Annotated in this window: 27 protein-coding genes, 1 pseudogene, 1 riboswitch and 1 other annotated feature; of the genes and pseudogenes, 13 read left to right on the forward strand and 15 right to left on the reverse strand. The window is 36.2% G+C overall.

The window, feature by feature from the left end:
• Positions 1 to 25: 25 nt before the first annotated feature.
• Positions 26 to 565, reverse strand: coding sequence for an NUDIX domain-containing protein (locus VK90_RS16310; protein WP_002173322.1), 540 nt, complete (start codon positions 563 to 565; stop codon positions 26 to 28).
• A gap of 74 nt (positions 566 to 639) precedes the next feature.
• Here VK90_RS16310 and mciZ point away from each other — a divergent pair, with 74 nt between their 5' ends.
• Together mciZ and VK90_RS16320 are read left to right on the forward strand one after the other, a co-directional pair.
• The gene (gene mciZ, locus VK90_RS16315; protein WP_002173323.1) at positions 640 to 768 is read left to right on the forward strand and encodes a Z-ring formation inhibitor MciZ; all 129 of its coding nucleotides are present in this window, start codon (positions 640 to 642) and stop codon (positions 766 to 768) included.
• 53 nt (positions 769 to 821) lie between these two features.
• Complete coding sequence (locus tag VK90_RS16320) at positions 822 to 1,736, forward strand: aldo/keto reductase (RefSeq protein WP_048374105.1); 915 nt, start codon at positions 822 to 824, stop codon at positions 1,734 to 1,736.
• Between the two features lie 29 nt (positions 1,737 to 1,765).
• On the opposite strand, the gene VK90_RS16325 is transcribed toward VK90_RS16320, so the two are convergent.
• The 3 genes from VK90_RS16325 to VK90_RS16335 form a co-directional block, all read right to left on the reverse strand.
• A complete protein-coding gene (locus VK90_RS16325; protein WP_048374106.1) occupies positions 1,766 to 2,593 on the reverse strand; it encodes an aldo/keto reductase in 828 nt (275 codons plus the stop codon).
• 129 nt (positions 2,594 to 2,722) lie between these two features.
• Complete coding sequence (locus tag VK90_RS16330) at positions 2,723 to 3,247, reverse strand: GrpB family protein (protein WP_048374107.1); 525 nt, start codon at positions 3,245 to 3,247, stop codon at positions 2,723 to 2,725.
• A gap of 68 nt (positions 3,248 to 3,315) precedes the next feature.
• A complete protein-coding gene (locus tag VK90_RS16335; protein WP_025150128.1) occupies positions 3,316 to 3,579 on the reverse strand; it encodes a YqkE family protein in 264 nt (87 codons plus the stop codon).
• Positions 3,580 to 3,789: 210 nt separating this feature from the next.
• On the opposite strand from VK90_RS16335, the gene VK90_RS16340 reads away from it, so the two are divergent.
• The 4 genes and pseudogenes from VK90_RS16340 to VK90_RS16355 all read left to right on the forward strand — a co-directional run bounded on the left by VK90_RS16340 (position 3,790) and on the right by VK90_RS16355 (position 8,620).
• Positions 3,790 to 5,379, forward strand: a complete 1,590-nt coding sequence (locus VK90_RS16340; RefSeq protein ID WP_048374108.1) for a bifunctional metallophosphatase/5'-nucleotidase — start codon at positions 3,790 to 3,792, stop codon at positions 5,377 to 5,379.
• A gap of 172 nt (positions 5,380 to 5,551) precedes the next feature.
• Positions 5,552 to 5,898, forward strand: a pseudogene (locus VK90_RS16345) (ferritin-like domain-containing protein).
• Between the two features lie 272 nt (positions 5,899 to 6,170).
• Positions 6,171 to 7,172: an alpha/beta fold hydrolase gene (locus tag VK90_RS16350; RefSeq protein WP_048374110.1), complete on the forward strand. Its 1,002-nt coding sequence runs from the start codon at positions 6,171 to 6,173 to the stop codon at positions 7,170 to 7,172.
• 128 nt (positions 7,173 to 7,300) lie between these two features.
• On the forward strand, positions 7,301 to 8,620 hold the full coding sequence (locus tag VK90_RS16355; RefSeq protein WP_048374111.1) for a Na+/H+ antiporter family protein: 1,320 nt from the start codon (positions 7,301 to 7,303) through the stop codon (positions 8,618 to 8,620).
• Positions 8,621 to 8,645: 25 nt separating this feature from the next.
• On the opposite strand, the gene VK90_RS16360 is transcribed toward VK90_RS16355, so the two are convergent.
• Positions 8,646 to 9,572 (reverse strand): LacI family DNA-binding transcriptional regulator, encoded by a 927-nt coding sequence (locus VK90_RS16360; RefSeq protein ID WP_048374112.1) that lies wholly within the window; start codon positions 9,570 to 9,572, stop codon positions 8,646 to 8,648.
• A 114-nt stretch (positions 9,573 to 9,686) separates the two neighbouring features.
• Positions 9,687 to 10,163 (reverse strand): GNAT family N-acetyltransferase, encoded by a 477-nt coding sequence (locus VK90_RS16365; RefSeq protein WP_048374113.1) that lies wholly within the window; start codon positions 10,161 to 10,163, stop codon positions 9,687 to 9,689.
• 82 nt (positions 10,164 to 10,245) lie between these two features.
• Here VK90_RS16365 and VK90_RS16370 point away from each other — a divergent pair, with 82 nt between their 5' ends.
• Positions 10,246 to 11,169, forward strand: a complete 924-nt coding sequence (locus VK90_RS16370) for an alpha/beta hydrolase (protein WP_048374114.1) — start codon at positions 10,246 to 10,248, stop codon at positions 11,167 to 11,169.
• 9 nt (positions 11,170 to 11,178) lie between these two features.
• Here VK90_RS16370 and VK90_RS16375 read toward each other — a convergent pair whose 3' ends face one another.
• Positions 11,179 to 11,424, reverse strand: coding sequence for a DUF2552 family protein (locus VK90_RS16375; protein ID WP_002173336.1), 246 nt, complete (start codon positions 11,422 to 11,424; stop codon positions 11,179 to 11,181).
• Between the two features lie 138 nt (positions 11,425 to 11,562).
• Here VK90_RS16375 and VK90_RS16380 point away from each other — a divergent pair, with 138 nt between their 5' ends.
• The 5 genes from VK90_RS16380 to ribH all read left to right on the forward strand — a co-directional run bounded on the left by VK90_RS16380 (position 11,563) and on the right by ribH (position 15,836).
• The gene (locus VK90_RS16380) at positions 11,563 to 11,769 is read left to right on the forward strand and encodes a CDGSH iron-sulfur domain-containing protein (protein ID WP_001151582.1); all 207 of its coding nucleotides are present in this window, start codon (positions 11,563 to 11,565) and stop codon (positions 11,767 to 11,769) included.
• Between the two features lie 189 nt (positions 11,770 to 11,958).
• Positions 11,959 to 12,102: riboswitch (FMN riboswitch) on the forward strand.
• Between the two features lie 309 nt (positions 12,103 to 12,411).
• A complete protein-coding gene (gene ribD, locus VK90_RS16385) occupies positions 12,412 to 13,524 on the forward strand; it encodes a bifunctional diaminohydroxyphosphoribosylaminopyrimidine deaminase/5-amino-6-(5-phosphoribosylamino)uracil reductase RibD (protein ID WP_048374115.1) in 1,113 nt (370 codons plus the stop codon).
• Positions 13,506 to 14,150 carry a riboflavin synthase gene (gene ribE / locus VK90_RS16390; RefSeq protein ID WP_048374116.1) on the forward strand — a complete coding sequence of 215 codons (645 nt, stop codon included), beginning with the start codon at positions 13,506 to 13,508 and terminating at the stop codon, positions 14,148 to 14,150. The genes ribD and ribE overlap by 19 nt, the downstream gene beginning before the upstream one ends.
• Positions 14,151 to 14,162: 12 nt before the next feature.
• On the forward strand, positions 14,163 to 15,356 hold the full coding sequence (gene ribBA / locus VK90_RS16395) for a bifunctional 3,4-dihydroxy-2-butanone 4-phosphate synthase/GTP cyclohydrolase II (RefSeq protein WP_025150118.1): 1,194 nt from the start codon (positions 14,163 to 14,165) through the stop codon (positions 15,354 to 15,356).
• An 18-nt stretch (positions 15,357 to 15,374) separates the two neighbouring features.
• On the forward strand, positions 15,375 to 15,836 hold the full coding sequence (gene ribH / locus VK90_RS16400; RefSeq protein ID WP_000230892.1) for a 6,7-dimethyl-8-ribityllumazine synthase: 462 nt from the start codon (positions 15,375 to 15,377) through the stop codon (positions 15,834 to 15,836).
• 30 nt (positions 15,837 to 15,866) lie between these two features.
• Here the strand turns inward: ribH and VK90_RS16405 are convergent, their stop codons facing one another.
• From VK90_RS16405 to VK90_RS16440, 8 genes are all read right to left on the reverse strand, one after another.
• Positions 15,867 to 16,187, reverse strand: coding sequence for a hypothetical protein (locus VK90_RS16405; RefSeq protein ID WP_048374117.1), 321 nt, complete (start codon positions 16,185 to 16,187; stop codon positions 15,867 to 15,869).
• Between the two features lie 181 nt (positions 16,188 to 16,368).
• Complete coding sequence (gene bioB, locus VK90_RS16410) at positions 16,369 to 17,367, reverse strand: biotin synthase (protein ID WP_002173341.1); 999 nt, start codon at positions 17,365 to 17,367, stop codon at positions 16,369 to 16,371.
• A gap of 1 nt (position 17,368) precedes the next feature.
• Positions 17,369 to 18,178, reverse strand: coding sequence for a malonyl-ACP O-methyltransferase BioC (gene bioC / locus VK90_RS16415; RefSeq protein WP_048374118.1), 810 nt, complete (start codon positions 18,176 to 18,178; stop codon positions 17,369 to 17,371).
• The gene (locus VK90_RS16420) at positions 18,144 to 18,884 is read right to left on the reverse strand and encodes an alpha/beta fold hydrolase (RefSeq protein ID WP_048374119.1); all 741 of its coding nucleotides are present in this window, start codon (positions 18,882 to 18,884) and stop codon (positions 18,144 to 18,146) included. The genes bioC and VK90_RS16420 overlap by 35 nt, the downstream gene beginning before the upstream one ends.
• Positions 18,881 to 20,068: an 8-amino-7-oxononanoate synthase gene (gene bioF / locus VK90_RS16425; protein ID WP_048374120.1), complete on the reverse strand. Its 1,188-nt coding sequence runs from the start codon at positions 20,066 to 20,068 to the stop codon at positions 18,881 to 18,883. Before bioF ends, VK90_RS16420 begins: the two co-directional genes overlap by 4 nt.
• Entirely contained in the window at positions 20,034 to 20,762 is a 729-nt protein-coding gene (gene bioD / locus VK90_RS16430) for a dethiobiotin synthase (RefSeq protein ID WP_048374121.1), read from the reverse strand. The genes bioF and bioD overlap by 35 nt, the downstream gene beginning before the upstream one ends.
• Positions 20,762 to 22,150, reverse strand: a complete 1,389-nt coding sequence (bioA, locus tag VK90_RS16435) for an adenosylmethionine--8-amino-7-oxononanoate transaminase (protein WP_048374122.1) — start codon at positions 22,148 to 22,150, stop codon at positions 20,762 to 20,764. Before bioA ends, bioD begins: the two co-directional genes overlap by 1 nt.
• A gap of 122 nt (positions 22,151 to 22,272) precedes the next feature.
• Positions 22,273 to 22,629, reverse strand: a complete 357-nt coding sequence (locus VK90_RS16440) for a hypothetical protein (protein WP_048374123.1) — start codon at positions 22,627 to 22,629, stop codon at positions 22,273 to 22,275.
• Between the two features lie 143 nt (positions 22,630 to 22,772).
• Positions 22,773 to 22,993 (forward strand) — a binding site (T-box leader).
• Positions 22,994 to 23,269: 276 nt separating this feature from the next.
• Here VK90_RS16440 and nhaC point away from each other — a divergent pair.
• A complete protein-coding gene (nhaC, locus tag VK90_RS16445) occupies positions 23,270 to 24,646 on the forward strand; it encodes a Na+/H+ antiporter NhaC (protein ID WP_048374124.1) in 1,377 nt (458 codons plus the stop codon).
• The last annotated feature ends 3 nt before the right edge of the window (positions 24,647 to 24,649 follow it).

Genomic DNA, 24,649 nt, shown 5'->3' on the forward strand with positions numbered 1-24,649 from the left:
AAAACACTCGCCTAAGGCGAGTGTTTTATTTTTGTAATTGTAAATATTGTACTGCAAACATCGTCTTCGCATCATGAATACGATGATTTTCCATAAGAGAAATTGCTTCTTCTAATGACACTTCCATTAATTCCACAAATTCATCTTCATCTAAAGCTGCTTTATTTTCTTTTTGTTTTAATCCTGTCGCTTTATATACATATAAAATCTCGTCTGCAAAACCAGGTGATGTATAGAAAGATGTGATAAATTCCATATTTTCACATACATATCCTGTTTCTTCTTCTAATTCACGAACTGCTGTTACCTCTGGCTTTTCCCCAGGTTCTAACTTCCCAGCTGGAATTTCCACAATTGCCTTTTCGAGAGCTTTACGATACTGCTCAACAAGTACAATTTTCCCCTCATCAGTAATAGCAATAATAGCAACTGCCCCAGGGTGATTTACGATTTCACGTTTACTCATTTCTCCATTTGGTAATACTACATCATCAACACGAACTTTTATAACTCTACCATCAAAAATCGGTTCAGTTTTTACTGTTCTTTCTGCAAGATTACTCATACTACTTCATCTCCCTGTTCTATTTCCTAATCGTTCTTCATACATTTTACCACATTGAAAGGAGCGTGATAGAAATGAAAATTTATATTTTACCAAATCGCGTCACTTTAGTCGGCAAAGCATGGCAAATTCGTCATAAACTAAAACAATATGGAAAAGAGTATACAACTGTGCAGGAGTGGATTACAGCAAACAAAAAGTAAACGTTTGTCAACCTTCTTCCCCTTTCGTACAATAAAGATAAGGAGGTTGACTTATGAAAAAACGTCAATTAGGAAAATCAGATTTATATGTTACGGAAATCGGATTTGGCTGTATGTCTCTCGGTACATCTGAAGTAGAAGCTATGCGTATTATCGATGAGGCAATCGATATAGGAATTAACTTTTTTGATACAGCGGACTTATACGATTATGGATTAAATGAAGAATTTGTCGGCAAAGCTCTGAAAGGAAAACGAGATCAAATTGTTCTTACAACAAAGGTTGGAAATCGATGGACAGAAGAAAAAAACGGCTGGTCTTGGGATCCTTCTAAAACTTACATAAAGGCCGAAGTAAAAGAAAGTTTACGTAGACTTCAAACAGATTATATTGATTTATATCAACTGCATGGCGGGACGATTGAAGATCCTATCGATGAAACTGTTGAAGCCTTTGAAGAATTAAAAAAAGAAGGTATTATTCGTCATTATGGTATCTCTTCTATACGTCCAAATGTCATCCGTGAGTATGCAAAACGTTCAAATATCGTTAGTGTATTAATGGAGTACAGCCTTTTAAATCGTCGCCCTGAAGAATGGTTCTCGCTGCTTAATGAACATCAAATTAGTGTCATCGCACGCGGACCACTTGCAAAAGGACTGTTAACTGACAGCAATGAAACGAAGATAGGAAAAGTGAAAGAAAAAGATTACCTCTCCTATTCTTATGATGAATTAAATACAGCATTAGCAAGTGTAAAAGAAATAATCGGGGGGAACTCTTTAACAGGAACAGCTATTCAATATTGCTTACATAATGAAACTGTTGCATCTGTTATACCTGGTGCAAGCTCTATTCAACAGTTGCAAGAAAATGTACATGCTGGTAAACAAACACCTTTAACAGAAGAAGAATATACACAACTTCAGCAAATTGTAAAATTTGATACATATGCTTTACATCGTTAAAAAGACGCTACCATACTGGTAGCGCCTTTTTATAACGTATCATATTTATCAGGATTCGTCCCTACATGTAAATTACGATCTAACGTATTAATTTGATTCATCTCTTCTTCAGTTAATGAGAAATCAAAAATAGTAAAGTTCTCTTCAATACGAGATGGCGTAACAGATTTAGGAATTGTCACAATCCCACTTTGAATATCCCATCTTAATATAACTTGCGCGGGTGTTTTTTCATATTTGTTAGCAATATCCTGAATAATTGGGTGCTCGAATACTTCCCCACCCCTCATTAATGGACTCCATGCTTCCATTTGAATTTGCTCATTTTGACAGAAGTTACGCAATTCAAATTGCGCTAACATTGGATGAAGTTCCACTTGGTTTACCATCGGCTTCACTTTGCAATTTGGTAATAACAGTTCTAAGTGATGTTGATGAAAATTAGAAACACCTATCGCACGCACTTTACCTTCTTCATACAATTTTTCTAAAGCTCGGTACGTATCAACATACTTCCCTCTTATCGGCCAATGTATTAAATATAAATCTACGTAGTCCATTTGTAATTTCTTTAAACTTTTTTCAAATGCCTCGAGCGTCTCCTCGTACCCTTGATCGTCGTTCCAAACTTTCGTTGTAATAAATAAGTCTTCTCGCGGGATTCCTGATTCACGAACCGCCTCTCCGACACCGCTTTCATTTTCATATACAGTCGCTGTATCAATCGAACGGTATCCAACTTCTAACGCTTTTTTTACTGCTTGTTTTACTTCGTCGCCTTCTTTCGCTTTATAAACGCCTAAGCCAATCATTGGCATTTTCACGCCATTATGAAGTGTAGTTGTTGGAATATGCACATTCGTTCTCCCTTTCATTGTTACATTTTTATAAACCACCACTTTATTTCAACAAGATTCATCCAAAAAGTCAAAACATACGTACAGTTTACATAATAATTTTATACACCTTATAAAAATAACGTGAACTCAGTCATTCACGTTATTTTCTATCCATTCTTTTGCTTTTTCATCAACATTACGTACAAACTCATCTTTTCCTTCTGTATACAGCGTGCCATCATATGTATATTTTTCTGCCAGTTCTTTCTTTAAAGTTGCATATGCCTCAGCTTCTTCACAATGAGCCATCATATAATCACGAAACGCTAAATGCCTTGTAATCTCAGAATTTTCTTTTTCAAATACGTGCAAGTGATACGAGCGTTTCTCCTCAGTTCCATGAATAAAAAAACGGCGACCTGAAATGCCATTTTCCCCTTTCACAATATAACCAAGCTCGTCAAATTGTTTATTCCAATGATCCACTCTTTCAATACTATCTACTTCCATTATCATATCAATGATTGGCTTAGCCGCAAGTCCTGGCACTGATGTACTGCCAATATGATAAATTTTCACCGTTTCTGGCATCGCCAATTTTAATCTTTCGGCTTCCATTTGGAATTTCTCACTCCAATGATTTTCGTACGGAACGACTACAATTTTTCTCATTTTAACTCCCCTTTTCTTACAAACTCGTCAAAAAAAATGATCAGTGATATTTCACTGATCATTTTTTATTATTTAAAGTCTTTCCAAGTAAGGTTACTTTCACTTAACAGTTCTTCAAATGATTTATTCTTTTCACGCTCTTTTTGCTCTTTACGCTTTCTTTCTTGCTCAGCTGCCTCTTTTTTCTCTTCTCTTACTTGCAACTCTTTTTTCTTATTCTTTAATTGTTGCATTAGTGAATCGTTCAATTGATCACCTAATGTAAGTGATTCTTTCTCTGGTTTATTCATTTGAGATTGTCTTTGCATTTGTCTTTGTTTCTTTTTCTTCATACTGCTCACCTTTTACTTTTTCCTCCATTATAGAGGATACACGGTGAAATCGACAATAAAAAAGGTACATTACTCTCGCATTCTCTATTATTTATTTTTTGTAAATATGTTAATTTTTCGAAAAAACTAAATTTTATTGTAGATATACTCCTATTAATCTATTAAAATTATGTCGTATGATGTCAGATTATAAAAAAGGAGAAACTAATCATGTGGAAAAAAATTATTCCTGCTGTCGCTATTTTAAGCACCATGACTTTTTCAAGTGTATTCGCCGCTCCTCCATCTCAGACTCCTGCTGAACAAAACCGATACATAGACGTACAAATGCTTGGTATTAATGATTTCCATGGACAACTAGACACTGTAAAAAAAATTAATAACAAAGAAGCTGGTGGTGCTGAATACTTAGCCACTTATTTAAAAGAACGTAAAAAACAAAATCCAAATACACTTCTTGTGCATGCTGGAGATATTGTCGGTGCTAGTCCACCAGTTTCAGCTTTACTACAAGACGAACCAACTATTGAATTTTTAAATGACTTAAAGTTTGATGTTGGTACAATTGGAAATCATGAATTCGATGAAGGTATCGATGAAATGAAACGCCTCATTTACGGTGGATATCACGAAAAAACAGGGAATTTCGAAGGAGCAAACTTCCCTTATGTCGCTGCAAACTTCTATAATAAATCAACTGGCCGCTTATTTTTACCGCCATTTACTGTAAAAATGGTTGATGGAGTTCCTGTAGGATTCATTGGGGTTGTTACAACGGATACACCAAATGTCGTTATGCCCACTATGCTAAAAAATGTACAAATTACTGATGAAGTAGAAGCTATTAATAAATCCACACAACAATTAAAGCGTCTCGGCGTTAAATCTATCGTAGTCCTCGCACATGTTGGAGGTACAACTGATGACACTGGTGTAACAAATGGTGATCTTGTCCGTATTGCAAATGAAACAGACCCTGAAGTTGATGTTATTTTCGGTGGACATAGTCATACGTATGTAAATGGTACTGTAAATAATAAACTTATCGTACAAGCGAATTCTTACGGAATGGCTTTCTCAGACGTAGATGTAACCATTGATAGAAAAACAAAAGATATCGTTAAGAAAAAAGCTGAAGTTATTACAACGTACCATGAAGGTGTAGAGCCTGATAAACAAGTAAAACAAAAATTAGATCAATATAAAGAAAAAATTGCACCGCTTGTAAATGAAGTTGTAGGGAAATCCACAGCACCTATCGACCGTAAACAAAACGATGCTGGTGAATCTACTCTTGGAAATTTAATTGCCGATGCACAGCGCCAAACAATGCAAGCACAAATCGCTCTTATGAATCCCGGTGGCATTCGTAACGATCTAGACGCTGGAGATATTACATGGGGCGAATTATATGGCATTCAACCTTTCGGAAATCAATTAATTAAAGTAGATTTAACAGGTCAAGATATTCGTGATATTTTAAATCAACAATGGCAAAAAGGAGCTACGAGAATGCTCCAAATTTCAGGTATTCAATACACTTGGGATGCAAATAAACCAAATGGCGAAAAGGTTACTAATATCCGTTTAACAAATGGTGAAGAATTAGCTTCCTCTAAAACGTATAGCGTAGTTGCAAATGCTTTTCTAGCTTCTGGCGGTGATGGATTCGTATCCTTTAAAAATGGAAAAAATGCTGAAACTGGTCCAAACGATTTTGAAGCGTTAGTCGATTATGTAAAACAATTAAAAGAACCAATTCAGCCAATTATTGATGGCCGTATTCAAAAAAACAACTAAATATTAATCAAACTAGTGCGTGACACTCGAAAGAAGAAGCTCCTTTTAATATGCAAGGAGCTTCTTCTTTTATGGTTATACATATTATCGTATTCTTCTAGTGCAGTAATAGATAAGCACATAGCCCCTTATTTCCTCGTAGTATACAGAAAACTATACTGAGAGGGTTCATATGTATTTCCGGCCAGACAATTGCGATGCTTTATATCGACAAAACGACAAACCTATTCGTAGTATTGAGAAAACAATGAACGAAATCAGATTCTTGAAATTCGGCAAGATGAAATAAAACATTTCCACCAATTTGTACAAATTCACACCCTTTTAACTGGTAAAAACCCTCAGCCTCAGATCACTGAAGAATGCCCAACTCTTTATTTGAACGGATTAGAATTCGCTATACAAGATGCACAACGCTCTGTTGATTTTTACTTAGAAATTGCAGACGAAGAGACAAATCAGCAAATAAAAGAAGCATTTCGACGCGCAGCTGCTGATGAACAAAATCATGCTGTTTAGTTTCCATATTACTTTTCAAAACACAAATAAAATAAGTTAAAAAGGATACACGCTCTTATATGGAACATAGTATCCTTTCTTTTATTTCTCTCGATATGATTCACGTCTATTTAAAGAATCGATAATTTCTCCAATCGTCACATTCTCCCTCCTCTCTTAATTGCCTAAGCTTGAAATCTAACCAGTATGTTATGATACAATGATTTTCTAGTAGTATATGCAAAAGAAAGAGCCCGTGCGATTCATACCATTTAAGAAAAGGAGGTTTACATATGCTTTTTCGTAGCCATACCCCTCAGTTTTATAACGAAAAGAAGCAATTAATCCCTAACAGTATCGCTACGATAGAAAGCGTTATGATTAATGATTGGAAACAATCTCTCCTTATACGTGGGCAAAATGTGGATCAGCCTATTTTATTATGCTGTCACGGCGGACCTGGTATGGCTCAAATCGGCTTTATTCGACATTTTCAAAAAGAGTTAGAAAAGCATTTTATTGTGATTAATTGGGACCAACGTGGGGCAGGAAAATCCTTTTTATGGCGGGATATCCAATCAAACTTTACGATTGATCAATTTGTTTCAGATGCAAAAGAAGTCATCCAATATCTTCTTAAAAGGTTCAATAAGCAAAAATTATTTCTCGCTGGTCATTCTTGGGGGAGTATTATCGGACTGAAAATCGCTAGTCAATGTCCGGAATATATAGAGGCTTATATCGGCATCGGTCAAATCGTACATATGAAGAAAAATGAGGAATTACTATTCCAACATTTAATTAACTCGGCAAAAAAACATGACCATAAAAAAGCACTAGCTTCTCTTTTAAAATTAGGTAAACCACCCTTTTTAGATACGAGACGTCTCATTATTCAAAGAAAGTGGCTTGGTACATTTGGAGGAGCAATACAAAACGGATCTTCCTTTTCTTTCATACGAAAAGGTTTCTTTTCTCCTGAATACACGCTGTTAGATTGGTTCAAGTTTCTCACAGGAAATTTAAAGTCCGGGGTTTTATGGGAAGAGATGCTGACAATCGATTTCTTTTCGTCTATTTCAAGTTTATCCGTTCCTGTTTATTTTTGTTCCGGTCGCTATGATTATCAAACTCCTTATGCACTCGTTCAACAATATTGCGATATCATTCAAGCTCCTATTAAAAAGATGATTTGGTTTCCAAACTCGGCGCATTCTCCAGATTTAGAAGAGCCTGAACTATTCGCCAAATCTTTACAATCAATTAAACAAGAGCTATCTTTTCAACATAAATAACAAATGGCTCTTTTACATTTCATAAAAAACATTTTATAATAATATGTCGCAAACACGTGTAACGACAAAATAACATACTTCGTATTTGCTTGCCTTAACAGAATAAAAATTAGGAGATTACATTTATTATGAACGCTGTACTCGTCGCAGTAGCAGTCATGCTATTGCTTAGTTTGTTACGTGTCCAAGTCATCGTCGCCATTATTGTTGGAGCTTTAACAGGCGGACTTATCGGTGGCCTGGGTATTTCAGAAACAATTAGCACTTTTACAACTGGTCTTGGGAACAGTGCTCCTATCGCATTAAGCTACGCAATGCTTGGTGGATTTGCTATTTCCCTTTCAAAAACAGGGCTTCCCGATGCAATGATCCAATCAGCCTTAAAATGGATTGGCAACGAACAAGACACAAAAAAACAAGTCTATTCTAAAATACTTATATTATTTATTATTTTAACAATGGCTTGTTTCTCACAAAATATTATCCCTGTTCATATCGCCTTCATCCCGATCTTAATTCCAGCACTTTTAAAAGTATTAAATGAACTGAAGGTGGATCGTAGGCTTGTAACATGTCTTATTACATTTGGATTGATTACCCCTTACATGTGGGTCCCAGCAGGGTTCGGAAAAATTTATCATGACGTGTTGCAAACAAATGCTGCGCAAAGTGGTCTTACATTTGATGTCGCACTTATTCCAAAAGCAATGACTATTCCAGCAATCGGTATGATTATCGGATTATGTGTAGCGGTTTTCATTACATACCGAAAACCACGTACGTATGAAATAGAACACGTTCATGCTGCACAGAATGAAATCGTTCCCTATACGAAAAGAAGCATTACTTTTGGTTTATTATCTATTCTAGCTACATTAACTGTTCAATTAGCAACAGAATCAATGATCTTCGGTGCTTTAGCAGGGATTATCGTCTTATCAGTTAGCGGTAGTCTTCCTCTTAAAGAAGCCGATGCTATTTTAACGAGCGGGATGCGCATGATGTCCTTTATCGGATTTGTTATGATTTCTGCCGCTGGATTTGGCGCTGTTCTTCGAAAAACTGGACACGTTGAATCTCTTGTGCAAACGAGTGCGCATATAATCGGAAATAGTAAACCGCTCGCTGCATTTCTTATGCTCGTCATTGGACTTCTCGTGACGATGGGAATTGGTTCATCTTTTTCAACCATCCCAATCTTAACAACAATTTTCGTGCCGTTATGCATCCAGCTCGGATTTAGCCCGATGGCAACAATCGCAATTATCGGGACAGCTGGTGCACTAGGTGACGCAGGATCTCCAGCATCAGATAGTACACTTGGACCAACTTCCGGTTTAAATGCTGACGGTCAGCATCACCATATATGGGATACATGTGTTCCAACTTTTCTACACTATAATATACCGTTACTTATATTCGGCTTTATTGCCGCAATTACACTATAAAAGGTGCGTTTTAAAAACGCACCTTTTACTTTGTTGTTTCTCTCTCAATGAATCTACATTCTGTTTTTACTTCTTCTTGTTCCACTTTCTTCTCTTTTATTTTTCCAATTAACTGCTGAAAAGCTATTTTTCCATTTTCTTCGATATGGCTTCCAATCGTCGTTAACGATGGACTTATCCATTCCCCCTCTACACTCCCATTAAATCCAATGATTTGCAACTTGCCTGGTATATGAATATTAAGAGTTTTCGCCGCCCTGATTAGCTCAATAGCGACCTTGTCACTCGAAGCTACAATCCCATCTATGTACGGATGCTTTTGCAATATTTCAAGAAACTGTTGATTCGTATACCCTTGTACAATTTCCTCTCGATAAGAAATTCCTTCTTTCCAAGCAGTGTCTAAAAATCCTGCCACATGCTCTTCCATTTCTTCACTCTCTACCCCCTCACCAATATAAGCAAGAAACTGACAGCCTTTCTCTTTTAATAAAGAAACAGCCTTCTGCCCACTTTCATAATAGCTCATAAGAGATTTCCTTTCCTCAAGCACAACGAAAGGAAGTGAGATTCCTCCTATACTTCGAAAAACAGTTTCCGTCATTATAACGCCTGCAATGTTATTTTGCATAAACATATCTATGTATCTATTCTTATTTTCTATATTACAAACTACTACTTGATATCCTTCTTTATATGCTATTTCCTCAACGAAACGCAGCAAAGTGATGTATAATGGATTATGCAAATTATCTACAAGTAATGCAATCATCGTTGAAGGCTGTTTAAATAAAGGCTTTGCTACAGCATTCGGCCTATAATGTAATTCTTCAATTGCTTTTTTTACTTGTTTCACCGTATCTTCATGGACATATCCTTTTTCGTTAATTACTCTTGAAACAGTCGCGACTGAAACACCGGCCAATTTTGCAACATCACGTATAGTTGCCACATCGTCACCCCTTAATATGGTAATAGATTACAATTTTAAACTAAACCAAAATATAACATTCGTCAAGGCTATTGTTTTATATTTCTGAAAATTGTTACATAACTTCCACTTTACTCACAAAATATACTCCAGCTGAATTTCATGTGAAATCGCGATATTATCATAACCAATAAACGGAATTTCTTTCTTTATTTTTCGTGCTTCCTTTACCGCATTAATATATAAGTTCGTCATCATAAAGTTACGTTTCTGATAAAAACGAAGTGCGTTCATATTATCATTCGTCGTAATGAGCCATACTTTTTTACATCCATTCTCCCTTGCTATTTGCAATACACAATCCACCAGTTTTGTACCAATCCCCTTTCCTTCTTCAAGACTATCTAACGATACAATTTCACACATGTTTTCTGTCACTTCACAAGTTATAATTCCCACTATTCTGTCATTTTGAAGCGCAACAAAACCGGGTAATTTTTCCAATCGATGTACTCTGCCCCGTGAGACCATCATTGAGCTTCCCCAATTTTCACACATAAAATCCTGAATTGTTTCTTTCATTTCTGGTGTAATTTTTTGTATATGAACCATACACGATTTCTCCCCTTTTTATATCATTGTGATACAATGTAAGTGTATCATATGTAGAGGTATTTGGAGGATGAGGTAAAGTATGAAACGTTTTTTTACAGCATTGTTTACTATACTAGGTGCACTAACTGCTATTGGGATTTTCTTTACAAATAAAGTTATGTACTTGAAGAAAAAAACAGAGGAAGAAGTTTTAGAACGCGAAACGAAAAAACATTTTCATTTGGACGATTTTAATGCTATTCAAAAAGAAGAAATTCACATCCCTTCTCAATTTGGATACGAACTTCACGGATATTACATGCCAGCTGGACATTCCAATAAATTTATGATTTTTTGCCACGGTGTGACTGTAAATAAAATGAATTCCGTTAAGTATGCAAACTTATTTTTGAGTAGAGGATATAACGTATTTATTTATGATCATCGTCGCCATGGTAAAACAGGTGGCAAAACGACAAGCTATGGCTATTATGAAAAACATGATTTAAAATCAGTAGTTGACTGGCTAAAAAGTCGTTTCGGAACGAATATTACACTTGGAATTCATGGTGAATCTATGGGTGCTGCAACCCTTCTTCAATATGCAGGACTTGTAGAAGATGATGCCGATTTTTATATTGCTGATTGTCCTTTCTCTGATTTTTACGGACAATTACAACATCGTTTAAAGGTTGAATTTCATTTGCCAAAATGGCCTTTATTACCTTTAGCAAATGCCTTTTTAAAAGTTCGTGACGGCTATACAATTCGTGAAGTTTCACCAATTGATTGCATAAAAAATATTAACAATCCTGTTCTCTTTATTCATAGTAAAGATGATGACTATATTTTAGCTGATATGACGAAATCACTTTATGAAGCAAAAGAGAATAATAAACAACTTTATATTGCAGAACATGGTGCACACGCTTGCTCTTATAATGAAAATAAAGAAGAGTACGAAGCTGCCATTGACAAATTTTTAAACACATATGTAAAAGAAACAAAAAACAGGCTTGCATAAGCCTGTTTTTTACTGCGCTAAAACGTCTGTAACTTGTTCCATATTTTCAGAAATCCACTTTACTGCCTCATCTAGCGTTGGGAATTCCGTCGTTTGAAAGGTCACCTCATCTTGAAGTAACCAAACATCTTTCGGTTCTTGTCCTACACCTGCGATTGACCAATGAAGTAAACTATATGGATGATTATCATTCAAAAATGACGCCCACGTGCGCTCATTTGCAATATTTTGTAGTGTTCGTAATTGTTTATCCATCTTTCGTCACCTTACTCTAATCAGTTATAAAAGCTATTATAACATTCCCTCTTCTTTCATACAAAGAACTCTTTTTTATTGTCAAGTCCTCCCCCTGATTATATGATGAGATTAAGCGTTTGGAAAGGAGGGATAACGTTGGCAAAAGTACAAATTAAAGTAAATGATAATGGCTCTTTTCGCGTTACAGGGGACGTGGAATTAGTCGATTCACAAGGGAATGTATTTCCAGCAAAACCGGCATTTTCTTTATGCCGTTGTGGTCTATCAAAAAATATGCCTTATTGCGATGCTTCGCATAAAGGAAAATTCGAATCTGTTGTTAGAGCACCAGAGGCAGAATAATTTTGTAAAAAACATGCACATTTTTTGTGCATGTTTTTTCTTTTAATCAACGCCTGTACACACCTTCCCATTACAACATTTCTATTCCTTTTGACTCCATTCAAAGCAACATGTATTTTCACACAATTCTTCACATTCGAACATTTTCTACTATGCTTTTTTCTTTTTTGTGCTATAATGTGAGCAAACAACATCCTTCGGGGTCGGGTGAAATTCCCAACCGGCGGTGATGAAGCGAAAGCTTTTAAGTCCGTGACCCGTTTTCAACTCGAAAACGGTGGATCTAGTGAAACTCTAGGGCCGACAGTATAGTCTGGATGGGAGAAGGATATGTTTTCTAGTAATTATATATAGCGAATACACTTTTATTTCAGTATGCATATTTTTAAAGGTTCATTTTGAATCTTCATATATGTTTTATTTTGTATACTTATCTTTCTATACTGAAATAAAAAGATACGACTAGCGTTTGAAAAACTCGATATTGTGCTAGGCTTTTTCCTTATGCCAAAATATCAGTCATCGTTAGGTTTCTTTCCTATACTTTCGTATTCGAACTATATTTCTAGAAATCACGTCTCCCAAACCCCAAGGATTTTATATCCTTGGGGTTTTTTGATTTTTTCAGGAGAGGTGAAGAGAATGACAGATCAAGAATATATGAGAATTGCCTTGCAGTTAGCACAAGGTACATCAGGACAAACAAGTCCAAACCCTATGGTTGGTGCTGTTGTTGTAAAGGATGGAAATATTATTGGAATGGGTGCTCACTTATGTGCTGGTGAAGAACACGCTGAAGTTCATGCTCTTCACATGGCTGGTGAAAGAGCAAAAGGCGCTACCGTTTATGTAACACTTGAACCGTGTAGCCATTTTGGAAAAACACCACCTTGCTGTGAATCACTCATTGAAAAAGGAGTCCAGCGTGTTGTAATTGCTACCCTTGATTGCAATCCACTCGTTTCCGGTAATGGAAAAAGGAGATTAGAAGCATCCGGAATCGAGGTAACTACCGGTGTTCTTGAAGCGGAAGCAACTTTATTAAATCGATACTTTTTCCACTATATGAAAACGAAACGTCCATTTGTAACAATAAAAACAGCAATGAGCTTAGATGGAAAAACAGCGACTGTAACCGGTGAAAGTAAGTGGATTACAGGTGAAGAAGCGCGAGCTGATGTTCACCGATATCGTCATATGCATGATGCTATCCTTGTCGGTGTGAATACAGTTATAACTGATAATCCACACTTAACAACAAGAATTCCAAACGGAGGTAAACATCCTATACGCGTTATTTTAGATACCCACTTACGAACGCCGCCATCTTCTCATGTCATAACAGATGGCTTAGCTCCGACATGGATTATTGTCGGTAAGGATGTAAATAAAGAGCAAATAGCATCTTATGAATCTAACAATATAGCTGTATTCCAAATGAAAACGAAGCAAATTGAAATACAAGATGTCCTATCCCTACTCGGGGAGAAACAAATTCTTTCTCTATTCGTTGAAGGTGGTCAAACGGTACATGCAAGTTTCTTAAAAACATATAGTTTTAATGAAATTGTGACCTATATAAGCCCGAGATTAATCGGTGGAAAAGATGCACCTACTTTATTTGGCGGAAATGGTTTTTCAAAATTACAAGATGCACTTCCCTTAACAATTCAAGAGATGAAACAAATTGGTAATGATATAAAAATTGTTGCAACCTTAAAAAGCGAGGTGACGGAATGTTTACAGGAATTGTAGAAGAGTTAGGAACGATATCAAGCATGACTCAAAGTGGGGAAGCAATGAAGTTAACTATTAGCGCAAATCAAATTTTATCCGATGTCAAGTTAGGTGATAGCATCGCAGTTAATGGGATTTGCTTAACCGTGACTCATTTTACGACTACTTCATTCACCGTCGATGCAATGCCTGAAACTATGAAAGCAACATCACTTCGTATGCTAAAGCCAAATGCCAAAGTAAATTTAGAACGGGCAATGGCTGCGAACGGACGATTCGGTGGACATTTCGTCACCGGACATATAGATGGCATCGGTACGATTTTAACTAAAAAACAACATTACAATGCCATCTATTACAAAATAGCAATTTCTGATGAATTACTACGCTATTGTTTGCATAAAGGATCCGTTTCTGTTGATGGCACTAGTTTGACAATATTTGATATAGACGAATCTTCAATTACAATCTCACTCATCCCACACACAGTAAGCGAATCTGTCATCGGAGAAAAAAAAGCCAGAGATATCGTAAATATTGAGTGTGACATGATTGGTAAATATATTGAACGCTTTATTTCAAAACCGGTAAAAAAAACAGATTCAATGACCGAAAGCTTTTTACAAGAAAACGGATTTCTATAAGGGGGAAACACAATGTTTCATCGTATTGAAGAAGCTCTAGAAGATTTAAAACAAGGAAAAGTCGTTATCGTATGTGATGATGAAAACCGAGAAAATGAAGGCGATTTTATTGCTTTAGCAGAGTTCATTACACCAGAAACGATTAATTTTATGATTACACACGGTCGTGGCCTCGTTTGCGTACCGATTACAGAACAATGCGCAGAGCGTCTACAGTTAGAACCGATGGTTTCTCATAATACAGATTCACATCATACTGCGTTTACAGTAAGTATTGATCATATTTCTACAACTACAGGGATTAGCGCTCACGAACGTGCAACTACGATACAAGAATTGTTAAATCCTACATCAAAAAGTGCTGATTTCAATCGCCCTGGACATATCTTTCCATTAATTGCGAAAGAAGGCGGTGTCTTGCGCCGTGCTGGTCATACAGAAGCTGCTGTCGATTTAGCCAAACTTTGCGGAGCAGAACCAGCTGGGGTCATTTGCGAGATTATAAATGAAGATGGGACGATGGCACGTGTACCTGATTTACTGCAGTGCGCAAAACAATTTGATATAAAAATGATTACAATTGAAGATTTGATTGCTTATCGCCGCCATCATGAAACGCTTGTAACGAGAGAAGTGGAAATTACATTACCTACTGATTTCGGTACGTTTCATGCAATTGGCTATTCTAACTCATTAGACACGAAAGAACATATCGCACTCGTAAAAGGTGATATTTCAACAGGTGATCATATACTTGTACGTGTCCATTCAGAATGCTTAACAGGTGATGTATTCGGTTCGTGCCGCTGTGACTGCGGACCACAGCTACATGCTGCGCTTGCTCAAATTGAGCGTGAAGGAAAAGGGGTTCTTCTCTATATGAGACAAGAAGGACGAGGCATTGGGCTTCTTAATAAGCTTCGCGCTTATAAATTACAAGAAGAAGGCTTTGATACTGTAGAAGCAAATGAAAAACTCGGGTTCCCAGCAGATCTTCGTGATTACGGTATTGGCGCTCAAATTTTAAAAGATTTAGGCTTACAAAGGTTACGATTATTAACGAATAATCCACGAAAAATTGCTGGCTTACAAGGTTACGATTTAGAAGTAATCGAGCGTGTACCGTTGCAAATGCCAGCAAAAGAAGAAAATAAAACGTATTTACAAACGAAAGTAAACAAATTAGGACATTTATTAAACTTATAATTAAGGGAGAGATAAAATATGGTATTCGAAGGTCATTTAGTTGGTACAGGTTTAAAAGTTGGGGTTGTTGTTGGACGTTTTAATGAGTTTATTACAAGCAAGTTACTCGGCGGGGCTTTAGATGGATTAAAGCGCCACGGTGTAGAAGAAAATGATATTGACGTTGCATGGGTTCCTGGTGCATTCGAAATTCCTTTGATCGCTAAAAAGATGGCCAATAGCGGAAAGTATGATGCTGTTATTACATTAGGTACAGTAATCCGTGGTGCTACAACACATTACGATTACGTTTGTAATGAAGTAGCAAAAGGTGTTGCGTCTTTATCACTACAAACAGACATTCCAGTTATTTTCGGTGTATTAACGACAGAAACAATTGAACAAGCGATTGAACGTGCAGGTACAAAAGCTGGTAATAAAGGATATGAATCAGCAGTTGCTGCAATCGAAATGGCTCACTTATCAAAACAATGGGCTTAAAAAAAAGAGGCTACGGCCTCTTTTTTTATTTTATTTTTTCACCTTTTTTCGTACATCTTCTATTAATTCATCCATCGTTTTTCCTTCTGTTTTTATACGAAGAGTTTGTGCTGTTCTCCACACATTTTCTCTCTTTTTCGATTCTTCTATAATATAAATTTCTTTCCGCACTTCTTTTAAATCTTTTCCTTCTGTTTCAAGTCCAAAATGCTCAGCTTTCGTTCGAAAATGTTGTTCAATTCTTTGTTGCATTTCTTTTTGTTCAGGATTTTCAGCCGCCTTAACTGGATCAGCACTTATTGCTTTTATTAAAATAAGACAAGTCATAATAGCTAATATATATTTGTGCATGTAAAATCCTCCAACCCAATATAAATTACTTTTTTACTATGTACAATTGGGCCTTGGAAAATTCGTCCACAAAAATTCTTTTTCTCGATTAAAAGGCAATAGTATCAAGCGTTAATGGCTTTTTATTACATTTTATTTACAAAAAAAGCAAACTCTTAAAAAAGTTTGCTTTTCATCTATATTATAGTGCACATTCTTCAATCTCAAATCCTAAATCTTCAATCATACCCCAGTCCGCAGTCGGCTCTTGTCCAGCTGTCGTTAAATAATCGCCGACAAAAATAGAGTTTGCTGCAAATAAACCGAGCGGCTGTACAGAACGTAAATTGATTTCGCGTCCTCCTGAAATACGAATTTCTTTTGTTGGGTTTACAAAACGCATCATCGCCAACACTTTTAAACATTCTACAGGTGTTAACTCTTTTTGTCCTTCAAGCGGCGTCCCCTTTACAGCAACAAGGAAATTGCAAGGAATAGAATCTGCATCTATACGTTGTAATTCAAAGGCAATTTCAGCACGTTGTTCAATTGTTTCTCCCATTCCAAAAATCGCCCCAGAGCATGGTGAAATGCCGGCTTGCTTCGCCTTTTGAACTGTATCAACACGATCGTCATACGTATGAGTTGAGCAAATACTATCATAATTATTTTCATGTGTATTTAAGTTGTGGTTATAACGATGCACACCAGCCTCTGCTAAACGTCCTGCTTGATCTTCGTTTAAGAAACCTAAACAACAACAAATCTTCAAATCTGTCGTTTCACGAATCTCCTTAACTGCTCCAATTACGTGATTTACTTCTTTATCCGTCGGACGACGTCCAGATGCTACAATACAATATGTACCTGCTTTACGGCGAATTGCTTCATGTGCTCCTTCTACAATTTTCTCCTGCGTTAACCATGCATATTTATCAATCGGTGCTTCTGAAATAATAGACTGTGAACAATACCCGCAATCTTCAGGACATAAGCCTGATTTCGTATTAATAATCATATTCAATTTTACTTTCTTACCAAAATGATGATGGCGAATGATATAAGCTGCATTCATAATTTCTAAAACTTCTGTGTCATCAGCTTCTAATATCGCTATTGCATCTTCTTTCGTAATCATTTTCTCTTCTACTACGTCGTATGCAAGTTTTTTCCAATCCCTTTTTGTTTGTACTTGTTTCATTTCATCTCTTCCCCTCTTTTGTTATATACGTAAATAAAGCGTGATATGTTGCCATTATCCCTTCTTTTTCCGTGAAGTCTCTTTCGTATATTCGAAGCATCGCCCGAAAGAGTGAAGGACTTTGACAATACGATTCTTCATTACTATTGGTCGCTCCTACTTTTCGAATAGAATGTAGAAACTCCCTAACTTCTGTAAATCTTTCTATGTAACATGTTTCAGAAACATGTACATCTCCTAATGGTATTTTGCATATATTTACCAACTGTTCTTTCGAAACGAAGCGTTGTCCAATTGAAGTACAATTGTGTATCCCCTTTTCTTTCTTAGCACGTTGGAAAGATGTATGTAATTCTTGGAAAGTCGTATTACCAAACGTTGAAAATAATAATATTCCCTCTTCAGACAAATGGTTAAATAAATTTTTCACTGTCGCTTTTAGATCATTTAGCCATTGAAATGTAGCATTTGAAATAATGACATCATATGAATCTTCTAATTTTAATTTCTCAATATCTTCACATCTAAATACAACATTCTCTACTTGTTTCCTAGCCTTCGCCACTGCAATCATCTCATTAGCAAAATCAACAGCTGTAATATGTGCTTTCGGAAATGAATTTGATAATTGCTCTGTTACATATCCAGTTCCACATCCAAGTTCTAAAATACGTATCGATGATGCTTCACTGTACCTTTCTTGCAATATAGAAAGTAACGATTGTGCCATTTTCTTTTGCACGTTTGCATATTGATCGTAAGATACCGCCGCCCCGTTAAACCGTTTTTGCAGTAACATTTTGTTGATCATGTCGTATCCCCTCTACAAATTGAATTATTTCATTTGCGCAATATTCAAAATTCGTTATGCATAATGCATGCCCAGCCCCGCTTACTACTTTTAGCGTAGCGTTCGTATTCTTCGTTATACTATGAGCTGCAGACAATGGACATATTACATCCTGCTCTCCATGAAGGAGTAACAACGGGGCTTTAATATCTGTTAATTCATTTCTCATATCTGTTTCTATTAAATAATCTAAACCTAATTGCAAAGACTGAGTCGTGTCTCCTTTAAATCGCATTGTAATCTCTTCAAAATTCTTATTCTCTTTTAACTCATTTTTTGTAAACATATTTTCATAGAAGCGCTGTAGCGTACTTTCTTTCTGCCTTGCTAAATTCTTTTTCATACGTTCTACAAATGAAGCATTCCACCCACTTGTATAGTCGCTAGTAATTGTAAATTTAGCAGTACCACCTATTAAAACTATACCTTTTGCCTTAATCTTTTTATAAGATTGGATAGCGGCTAGCGCTCCTAATGACCACCCAACTAAAATCACATTTTCATCATTTGCTGCATCTATGATGCGCCCCACAAATTCACTACTTTCTTTCACATTACGCCACTCTACACATTGAACAGAATATCCTTTAAAATACGGCAGAACTAAAGTCCAAACCTCTTCTTCCATTCCCCATCCAGGAATAAAAATAATCTTCAGCTCTTTCATACTAAAAACCCCTCTTCTTTACCAATACGAATAATATGTTGCGTTGCCCATCTTAAATTGGCTCTTGTATGTTGTGACGTAACTGCAAAGCGAATTCGGGAACTATTGACCGGAACAGTTGGTGGGCGAATTGCAATTGCTGTAATGCCTATCTCTTGCAATTTTTCACTAAAGCGTAGGGCATTTTCATTTGAACCGACTACAATCGGTACAATATGAGTTGAGCTATTCCCAATATCAAAACCAGCTTCTCCTAAACGGTTCCTGAAGTACGCACCATTCGCTATAAGGTTCTCTCTTCTTTCGTGATCTTCTTTCACAATCTCAATTGCTTTTTGTATCGCTCCTAATGTTCCTGGTGGTAAGGCTGTAGTAAAAATAAAGCTCCTCATCATATTTTGTAAATACTCTATATAAATTGCATCACCTGTTAAATACGCACCATAACACCCTAAAGCCTTACTAAACGTCCCCATATGTATATCAATTTTTTGAGCAATATCTTTTTCTATATGAGATAATCCAGCTCCACTAATTCCGTATATTCCACTCGCATGCGCTTCATCAACTATAATGATTGCCCCGTATTTCTCTTTAAGTTGCACTAAATCTCTCAAATATGCAGTATCACCATCCATACTAAAAACAGTATCTGTTACGATTAATTTCTTCTTTTCAGGTGACGCTATTTTCAACAGCTTCTCTAAATGATCCAAATCATTATGACGATACCTTTTATGTTCTGCCCCGCTTAATATAATTCCATCAACAATACTTGCATGATTTAATTTATCACTAAAAACAATATCATGACGACCAACTAACGAAGCAATCGCTCCAACATTCGCGGTATATCCACTATTTACAATTAAGGATCTTTCAGTACCTTTCCAATTACATATACTTCTCTCAACCTCGTCATACAGTGGATAATTTCCTACAACGAGACGAGATGCTGTCGCTCCAGTTCCATATTTTTTTGTACAGACAATAGCAGCTTCTTTCAACCTTTCATCTCCAGCTAATCCTAAATAATTATTTGATGCTAAATTTAGCATCCTTTTCTTATCTCGAATAAGCCATGTCTCTTCTGCTTGCTCTGTTACATGCAAATTGCGATACTGCCCTTGCTCATTTAATTGTTGTAATTTAGATTGAAGATGTGTGCGCCACATTTGATTCATTTTGGACGAACTCCTCTAATTTTGAAATCATTATATATTCTTTTGCAGATTCCAAGACTTCTTCTTTTGTAAACTCACCTTCAAAGAATGGTAATAAACCTAAAACCGGTACCCCACTCAATTCTTCAATCATTTCTTTATTTTCTTGTACTCTTTCCATTTCACATTCTTTACAACCAGATAAAATGACACCTGCCACTGTTAATCCGTGTGCCTTTGCGTAAGCTATTGTTAAAATTGTATGATTTACTGTTCCTAGTGTAGGACGTGCTACTACAATAAGAGGCAGCTTTAATTCTTTTGCGAAATCGATTACTAGAGCGTCTTCTGTATATGGGACGGCAAGCCCACCAGCTCCTTCTACAAATAGGCTATTAAACTCTTTTAATAACTCCTCATAGTGCGCAATAATTTCTTTTAACTTTACGACTCTTCCAGCTCTTTTCATGGCAAGTCTCGGAGCAAGTGGTTCTTCAATTGAATAAGGGCAAATTTCATCTTCTTTTGTCGGTACACCCGATAATGCTTTTAACCTTGCTGCATCCCCATCTGGATTTGACGCAACATGTCCACTTTGCAACGGTTTAAATACACCAACATTATACCCACGCTCACGAAATATACCTGCTAAGGCCCCTGCCACTACAGTTTTTCCAACTTCCGTATCTGTTGCTGTTATAAAGAAACTACTCATCATTCTTCCTCCGTAACATCTGAGATTGCTTTATATAAAATGCGTAACATCTCATCAATTTCAGCCATTGTAGATGCAAGAGGAGGCATAAATACAATGGTGTTACCAAGTGGACGTAAAATCATGCCTAACTCTCTTGAGCGTTTACACACTTGAACGCCGACTCTTTCTGTCCATTCAAACGATTCTTTCGTTTCCTTATTTTTAACAAGTTCAATGCCAACCATTAGCCCGCACTGACGAATATCTCCTACATGCTTATATTCATTAAGCGCTTCTAATTGTTTTGCTACATATTCCGTTTTATACGCAACATCTTCTATTAAATTAGTTTTTTCATATAGTTCTAAATTTGCAATTGCTACAGCACACCCTAACGGATTCCCTGTATAACTATGACCATGGAAAAACGTTTTTTGTTCTTCATAGTCTCCTAAGAAGGCATTATAAATTTCATCTGTCGTTATCGTAATTGCAACAGGTAAATAACCACCTGTTAAACCTTTTCCCGCAGTTAAAATGTCTGGCGTCACATTCTCATGTTCACATGCAAACATTTTTCCGGTACGCCCAAATCCCGTCGCTACCTCATCTGTAATAAATAATACATTGTATTTTGTACATAAATCGCGAAGCCCTTTTAAATATCCTTTCGGCATTGTAATCATCCCGCCAGCACCTTGCATTAATGGCTCCACAATAATCGCTGCTACTTCTTCATGTTTTTCTTTCAGTAGCTCTTCCATTTCTTCTAAATGTTTTTTTACAATTTGTTCCTTATTATCTCCATAAGGAGAACGATATGTATACGGATAAGGCATTTTGATTGCTTCAAATAAGAGCGAACTATACACTTGGTGAAACAAGTCTATTGCTCCTACTGAAACAGCACCAATTGTATCACCGTGATATGCTTCTTTTAATGTAACAAATCTTTGTTTTCTCGGTTTCCCTTTATGCTGCCAATATTGAAAAGCCATCTTAATTGCAATTTCAACAGCGGTTGAACCAGAGTCTGAATAAAATACTTTCTTCAAGCCTTCTGGTACAATATCAATTATTTTTTCTGCTAATAAAATAGATGGAACGTTAGCAAGTCCCAACATAGTAGAATGTGCAATTTTATTTAATTGCTCACGAATTGCTTCATCTAGTTCCGGTACTTGATGCCCATGCACATTTAACCAAATAGACGAAACACCGTCCCAATATTCATTTCCATTTACATCGTATAGCTTTCTTCCCTCTCCACGTTCAATAATGACAGGATCTTCTTCTATATAATCTTTCATTTGTGTAAATGGATGCCATACATAGGCTTTATTTTTCTCCGATAATTCTTCATATGTATAAGGTAATTTTTCATTCGTATTACTACTAACAGTCACAATTGTCACCCCTAATGTTAACTAGTTCATAAATACAGTTAACATTAAATCCGAATGACTGTCAATTATTTTTAAATCAAAAGGTTCTTAAAAAAGAACAACTTATCATACGATAAGTTGTTCTACCTTCCATGCTTTACCTTTCCAATTTCTAAAATAATTTCTTCATCTTTTTTTCCTTCTGTATCAATTCCAAGTTGTTTTGCATGCTCAATTAATAGATCGTGTCGCTGCTCAAGTCTGGCAGTGTTTACTTCTTTTTCAATCTCATCTTTTGTTTTTCCATCGGTAGAAACACCTAGTTTCTCCGCTGTTTTTTCCATTGATTTCTTCTCTTCAGTTTCTTTTACTTTTTTCACTTCTGACTGCTGTATTTTGTATTTATCTGGTTGGTCTGAGGAGGCTGCAAAAGCTGTGTAAATTCCAGCACCACTCCCAACAACTAATAAGGTTGTAAAAAGAACTATTTTTTTCTTCACTCTTTTCTCCCCCTTTCACTTTCATTATAACGCACAAATTTAGAGCTTTAAAAACATTTTCCCTTTATTCCCCTTAAAAAATCTTGAATGTTTTTATTGACATGTGAGACGAATATATGATAAAAATTTAACTAACATCATATGAATCGGCGTTGATAGGATTTAGTAGTATTTCGATTTCTGATTTCAGAGAGCTGGTGGTCGGTGCGAACCAGTACAGAGCGATTTATGAATTACCCCCTGGAGCTTCTTTTACGAAACGTGAGGAGTAGTGAAAGACGGTTATAGACCGTTATGTCTAAAGAGTGGTGAAACGACACTGTTTCACAATTTAGGGTGGTACCGCGAATTTTTCGTCCCTGCATATATTGCAGGGGCGTTTTTATTTTATTAGCGCATATCATACGACCCTTTATTTTGTGATACATTCATTTCACAAGCTAGGGTGGTACCGCGATTTCTTCGTCCCTGCATAATTATATGCAGGGACGTTTTTTTATCCAATCATTTCCGTATCATATAGAATTATTAACAATTACCGGTAATTTGTCACAAAATTCTAAATTTTAGAAGGAAATATACAATATTGGCGAATTTTATATAAAAAAGACTATTTTCGATTAATTAGGAGGGGAAAACAATGGTTTCAAAAATTGAATCTGTTCTTTTAACAATTTTTATCTTTTTCTGTATTGGTTTTAGTGTTATTCAATTAGAAGTTTCACCGCATATCCCAATTTTATTCGGTATCGTTATTTTATTAGCGTTTGGCTTTATGAAAAAAATCTCTTGGTCTACTATGGAAAAAGGGATGATCAGTAGTATTTCAGCTGGTATTCCATCTATATTTATTTTCTTACTTGTAGGCGTATTAATCAGCGTTTGGATCGCAGCTGGAACAATTCCAACTTTAATGGTATACGGCTTCCAACTTGTATCTCCTAAAATTTTCATTCCAACTGTTTTTGTTGTTTGTGCAATTGTTGGAACGAGTATTGGTAGTGCGTTTACAACTGCTGCAACTGTAGGCCTTGCCTTTATGGGCATGGGTAGTGCTCTTGGATACGATCCAGCTCTTATCGCTGGTGCAATTATTTCTGGTGCTTTCTTTGGAGATAAAATGTCTCCTTTATCTGATACAACAAACTTAGCTCCAGCTGTAACGGGTGTAGATTTATTTGAACATATTCGCAATATGCTTTGGACAACAGTTCCTGCTTTCATTATTGCTTTTATTGCATTTTTCATTTTAGGAAGCAGCGGTACTAAAGGTGACGTTGATTTTACAACCTTTATTAGTACATTAGAAAAAAATACAACGATTTCTATCGTTACACTTATTCCGATTTTATTACTATTCCTATTCGCATTTAAAAAGGTGCCCGCAGTTCCAACATTACTTGCTGGAATCGTAGTAGGAATCATTATTCTCTTTATTTTCAAGCCAAGTACGTCTCTACCTGATTTAATGAAAATTATGCAGGACGGTTACGTTTCTAAAACTGGTATAAAAGATATTGATAGCTTATTATCTCGCGGTGGTTTGCAAAGTATGATGATGTCGATTGCCCTTATTTTCCTAGCTCTATGTATGGGTGGTTTACTACAAGGAATGGGTATTATCACACAGCTTATGAATATCATCTCTAGCTTTGTAAAGACAAGTACACGCTTAATCATCTCTACCGCTTCAACTGCAATTGGTGTAAACTTCTTACTCGGCGAACAATACTTATCAATTGTTTTAACAGGACAAGCATTCGCTAACAAATACGATGAAGTCGGTTTAGAACGTCGTAATTTATCACGAGTATTAGAAGATGCTGGTACAGTAATTAATCCGCTCGTACCTTGGGGTGTAAGTGGCGTATTCTTATCAAACGTCCTTAGTGTTCCAACATTCGATTATGTTCCATACGCAATTTTCTGCTTAGCTTGTCCAGTCGTAACTATTATCGTTGGCTTTACTGGATTCGGTCTTTCATGGAAAAAAGAAAAAGCAGTAACAGTTTCATAATAT

This window comes from Bacillus sp. LK2 (assembly GCF_001043575.1).
GTDB lineage: Bacteria > Bacillota > Bacilli > Bacillales > Bacillaceae_G > Bacillus_A > Bacillus_A paramycoides.

Coding starts and splice junctions, on each gene's coding strand:
- VK90_RS16355 (WP_048374111.1), top strand. CDS start 7,301: ATGAACGCTGTACTCGTCGCAGTAGCAGTCATGCTATTGCTTAGTTTG.
- ribH (WP_000230892.1), top strand. CDS start 15,375: ATGGTATTCGAAGGTCATTTAGTTGGTACAGGTTTAAAAGTTGGGGTT.
- VK90_RS16350 (WP_048374110.1), top strand. CDS start 6,171: ATGCTTTTTCGTAGCCATACCCCTCAGTTTTATAACGAAAAGAAGCAA.
- bioD (WP_048374121.1), bottom strand. CDS start 20,762: ATGAGTAGTTTCTTTATAACAGCAACAGATACGGAAGTTGGAAAAACT.
- VK90_RS16310 (WP_002173322.1), bottom strand. CDS start 565: ATGAGTAATCTTGCAGAAAGAACAGTAAAAACTGAACCGATTTTTGAT.
- VK90_RS16370 (WP_048374114.1), top strand. CDS start 10,246: ATGAAACGTTTTTTTACAGCATTGTTTACTATACTAGGTGCACTAACT.
- mciZ (WP_002173323.1), top strand. CDS start 640: ATGAAAATTTATATTTTACCAAATCGCGTCACTTTAGTCGGCAAAGCA.
- VK90_RS16335 (WP_025150128.1), bottom strand. CDS start 3,579: ATGAAGAAAAAGAAACAAAGACAAATGCAAAGACAATCTCAAATGAAT.
- bioB (WP_002173341.1), bottom strand. CDS start 17,367: ATGAAACAAGTACAAACAAAAAGGGATTGGAAAAAACTTGCATACGAC.
- VK90_RS16320 (WP_048374105.1), top strand. CDS start 822: ATGAAAAAACGTCAATTAGGAAAATCAGATTTATATGTTACGGAAATC.
- VK90_RS16330 (WP_048374107.1), bottom strand. CDS start 3,247: ATGAGAAAAATTGTAGTCGTTCCGTACGAAAATCATTGGAGTGAGAAA.
- ribBA (WP_025150118.1), top strand. CDS start 14,163: ATGTTTCATCGTATTGAAGAAGCTCTAGAAGATTTAAAACAAGGAAAA.
- bioC (WP_048374118.1), bottom strand. CDS start 18,178: ATGATCAACAAAATGTTACTGCAAAAACGGTTTAACGGGGCGGCGGTA.
- nhaC (WP_048374124.1), top strand. CDS start 23,270: ATGGTTTCAAAAATTGAATCTGTTCTTTTAACAATTTTTATCTTTTTC.
- VK90_RS16405 (WP_048374117.1), bottom strand. CDS start 16,187: ATGCACAAATATATATTAGCTATTATGACTTGTCTTATTTTAATAAAA.
- bioF (WP_048374120.1), bottom strand. CDS start 20,068: ATGAATCAAATGTGGCGCACACATCTTCAATCTAAATTACAACAATTA.
- ribE (WP_048374116.1), top strand. CDS start 13,506: ATGTTTACAGGAATTGTAGAAGAGTTAGGAACGATATCAAGCATGACT.
- ribD (WP_048374115.1), top strand. CDS start 12,412: ATGACAGATCAAGAATATATGAGAATTGCCTTGCAGTTAGCACAAGGT.
- VK90_RS16340 (WP_048374108.1), top strand. CDS start 3,790: ATGTGGAAAAAAATTATTCCTGCTGTCGCTATTTTAAGCACCATGACT.
- VK90_RS16375 (WP_002173336.1), bottom strand. CDS start 11,424: ATGGATAAACAATTACGAACACTACAAAATATTGCAAATGAGCGCACG.
- VK90_RS16420 (WP_048374119.1), bottom strand. CDS start 18,884: ATGAAAGAGCTGAAGATTATTTTTATTCCTGGATGGGGAATGGAAGAA.
- VK90_RS16365 (WP_048374113.1), bottom strand. CDS start 10,163: ATGGTTCATATACAAAAAATTACACCAGAAATGAAAGAAACAATTCAG.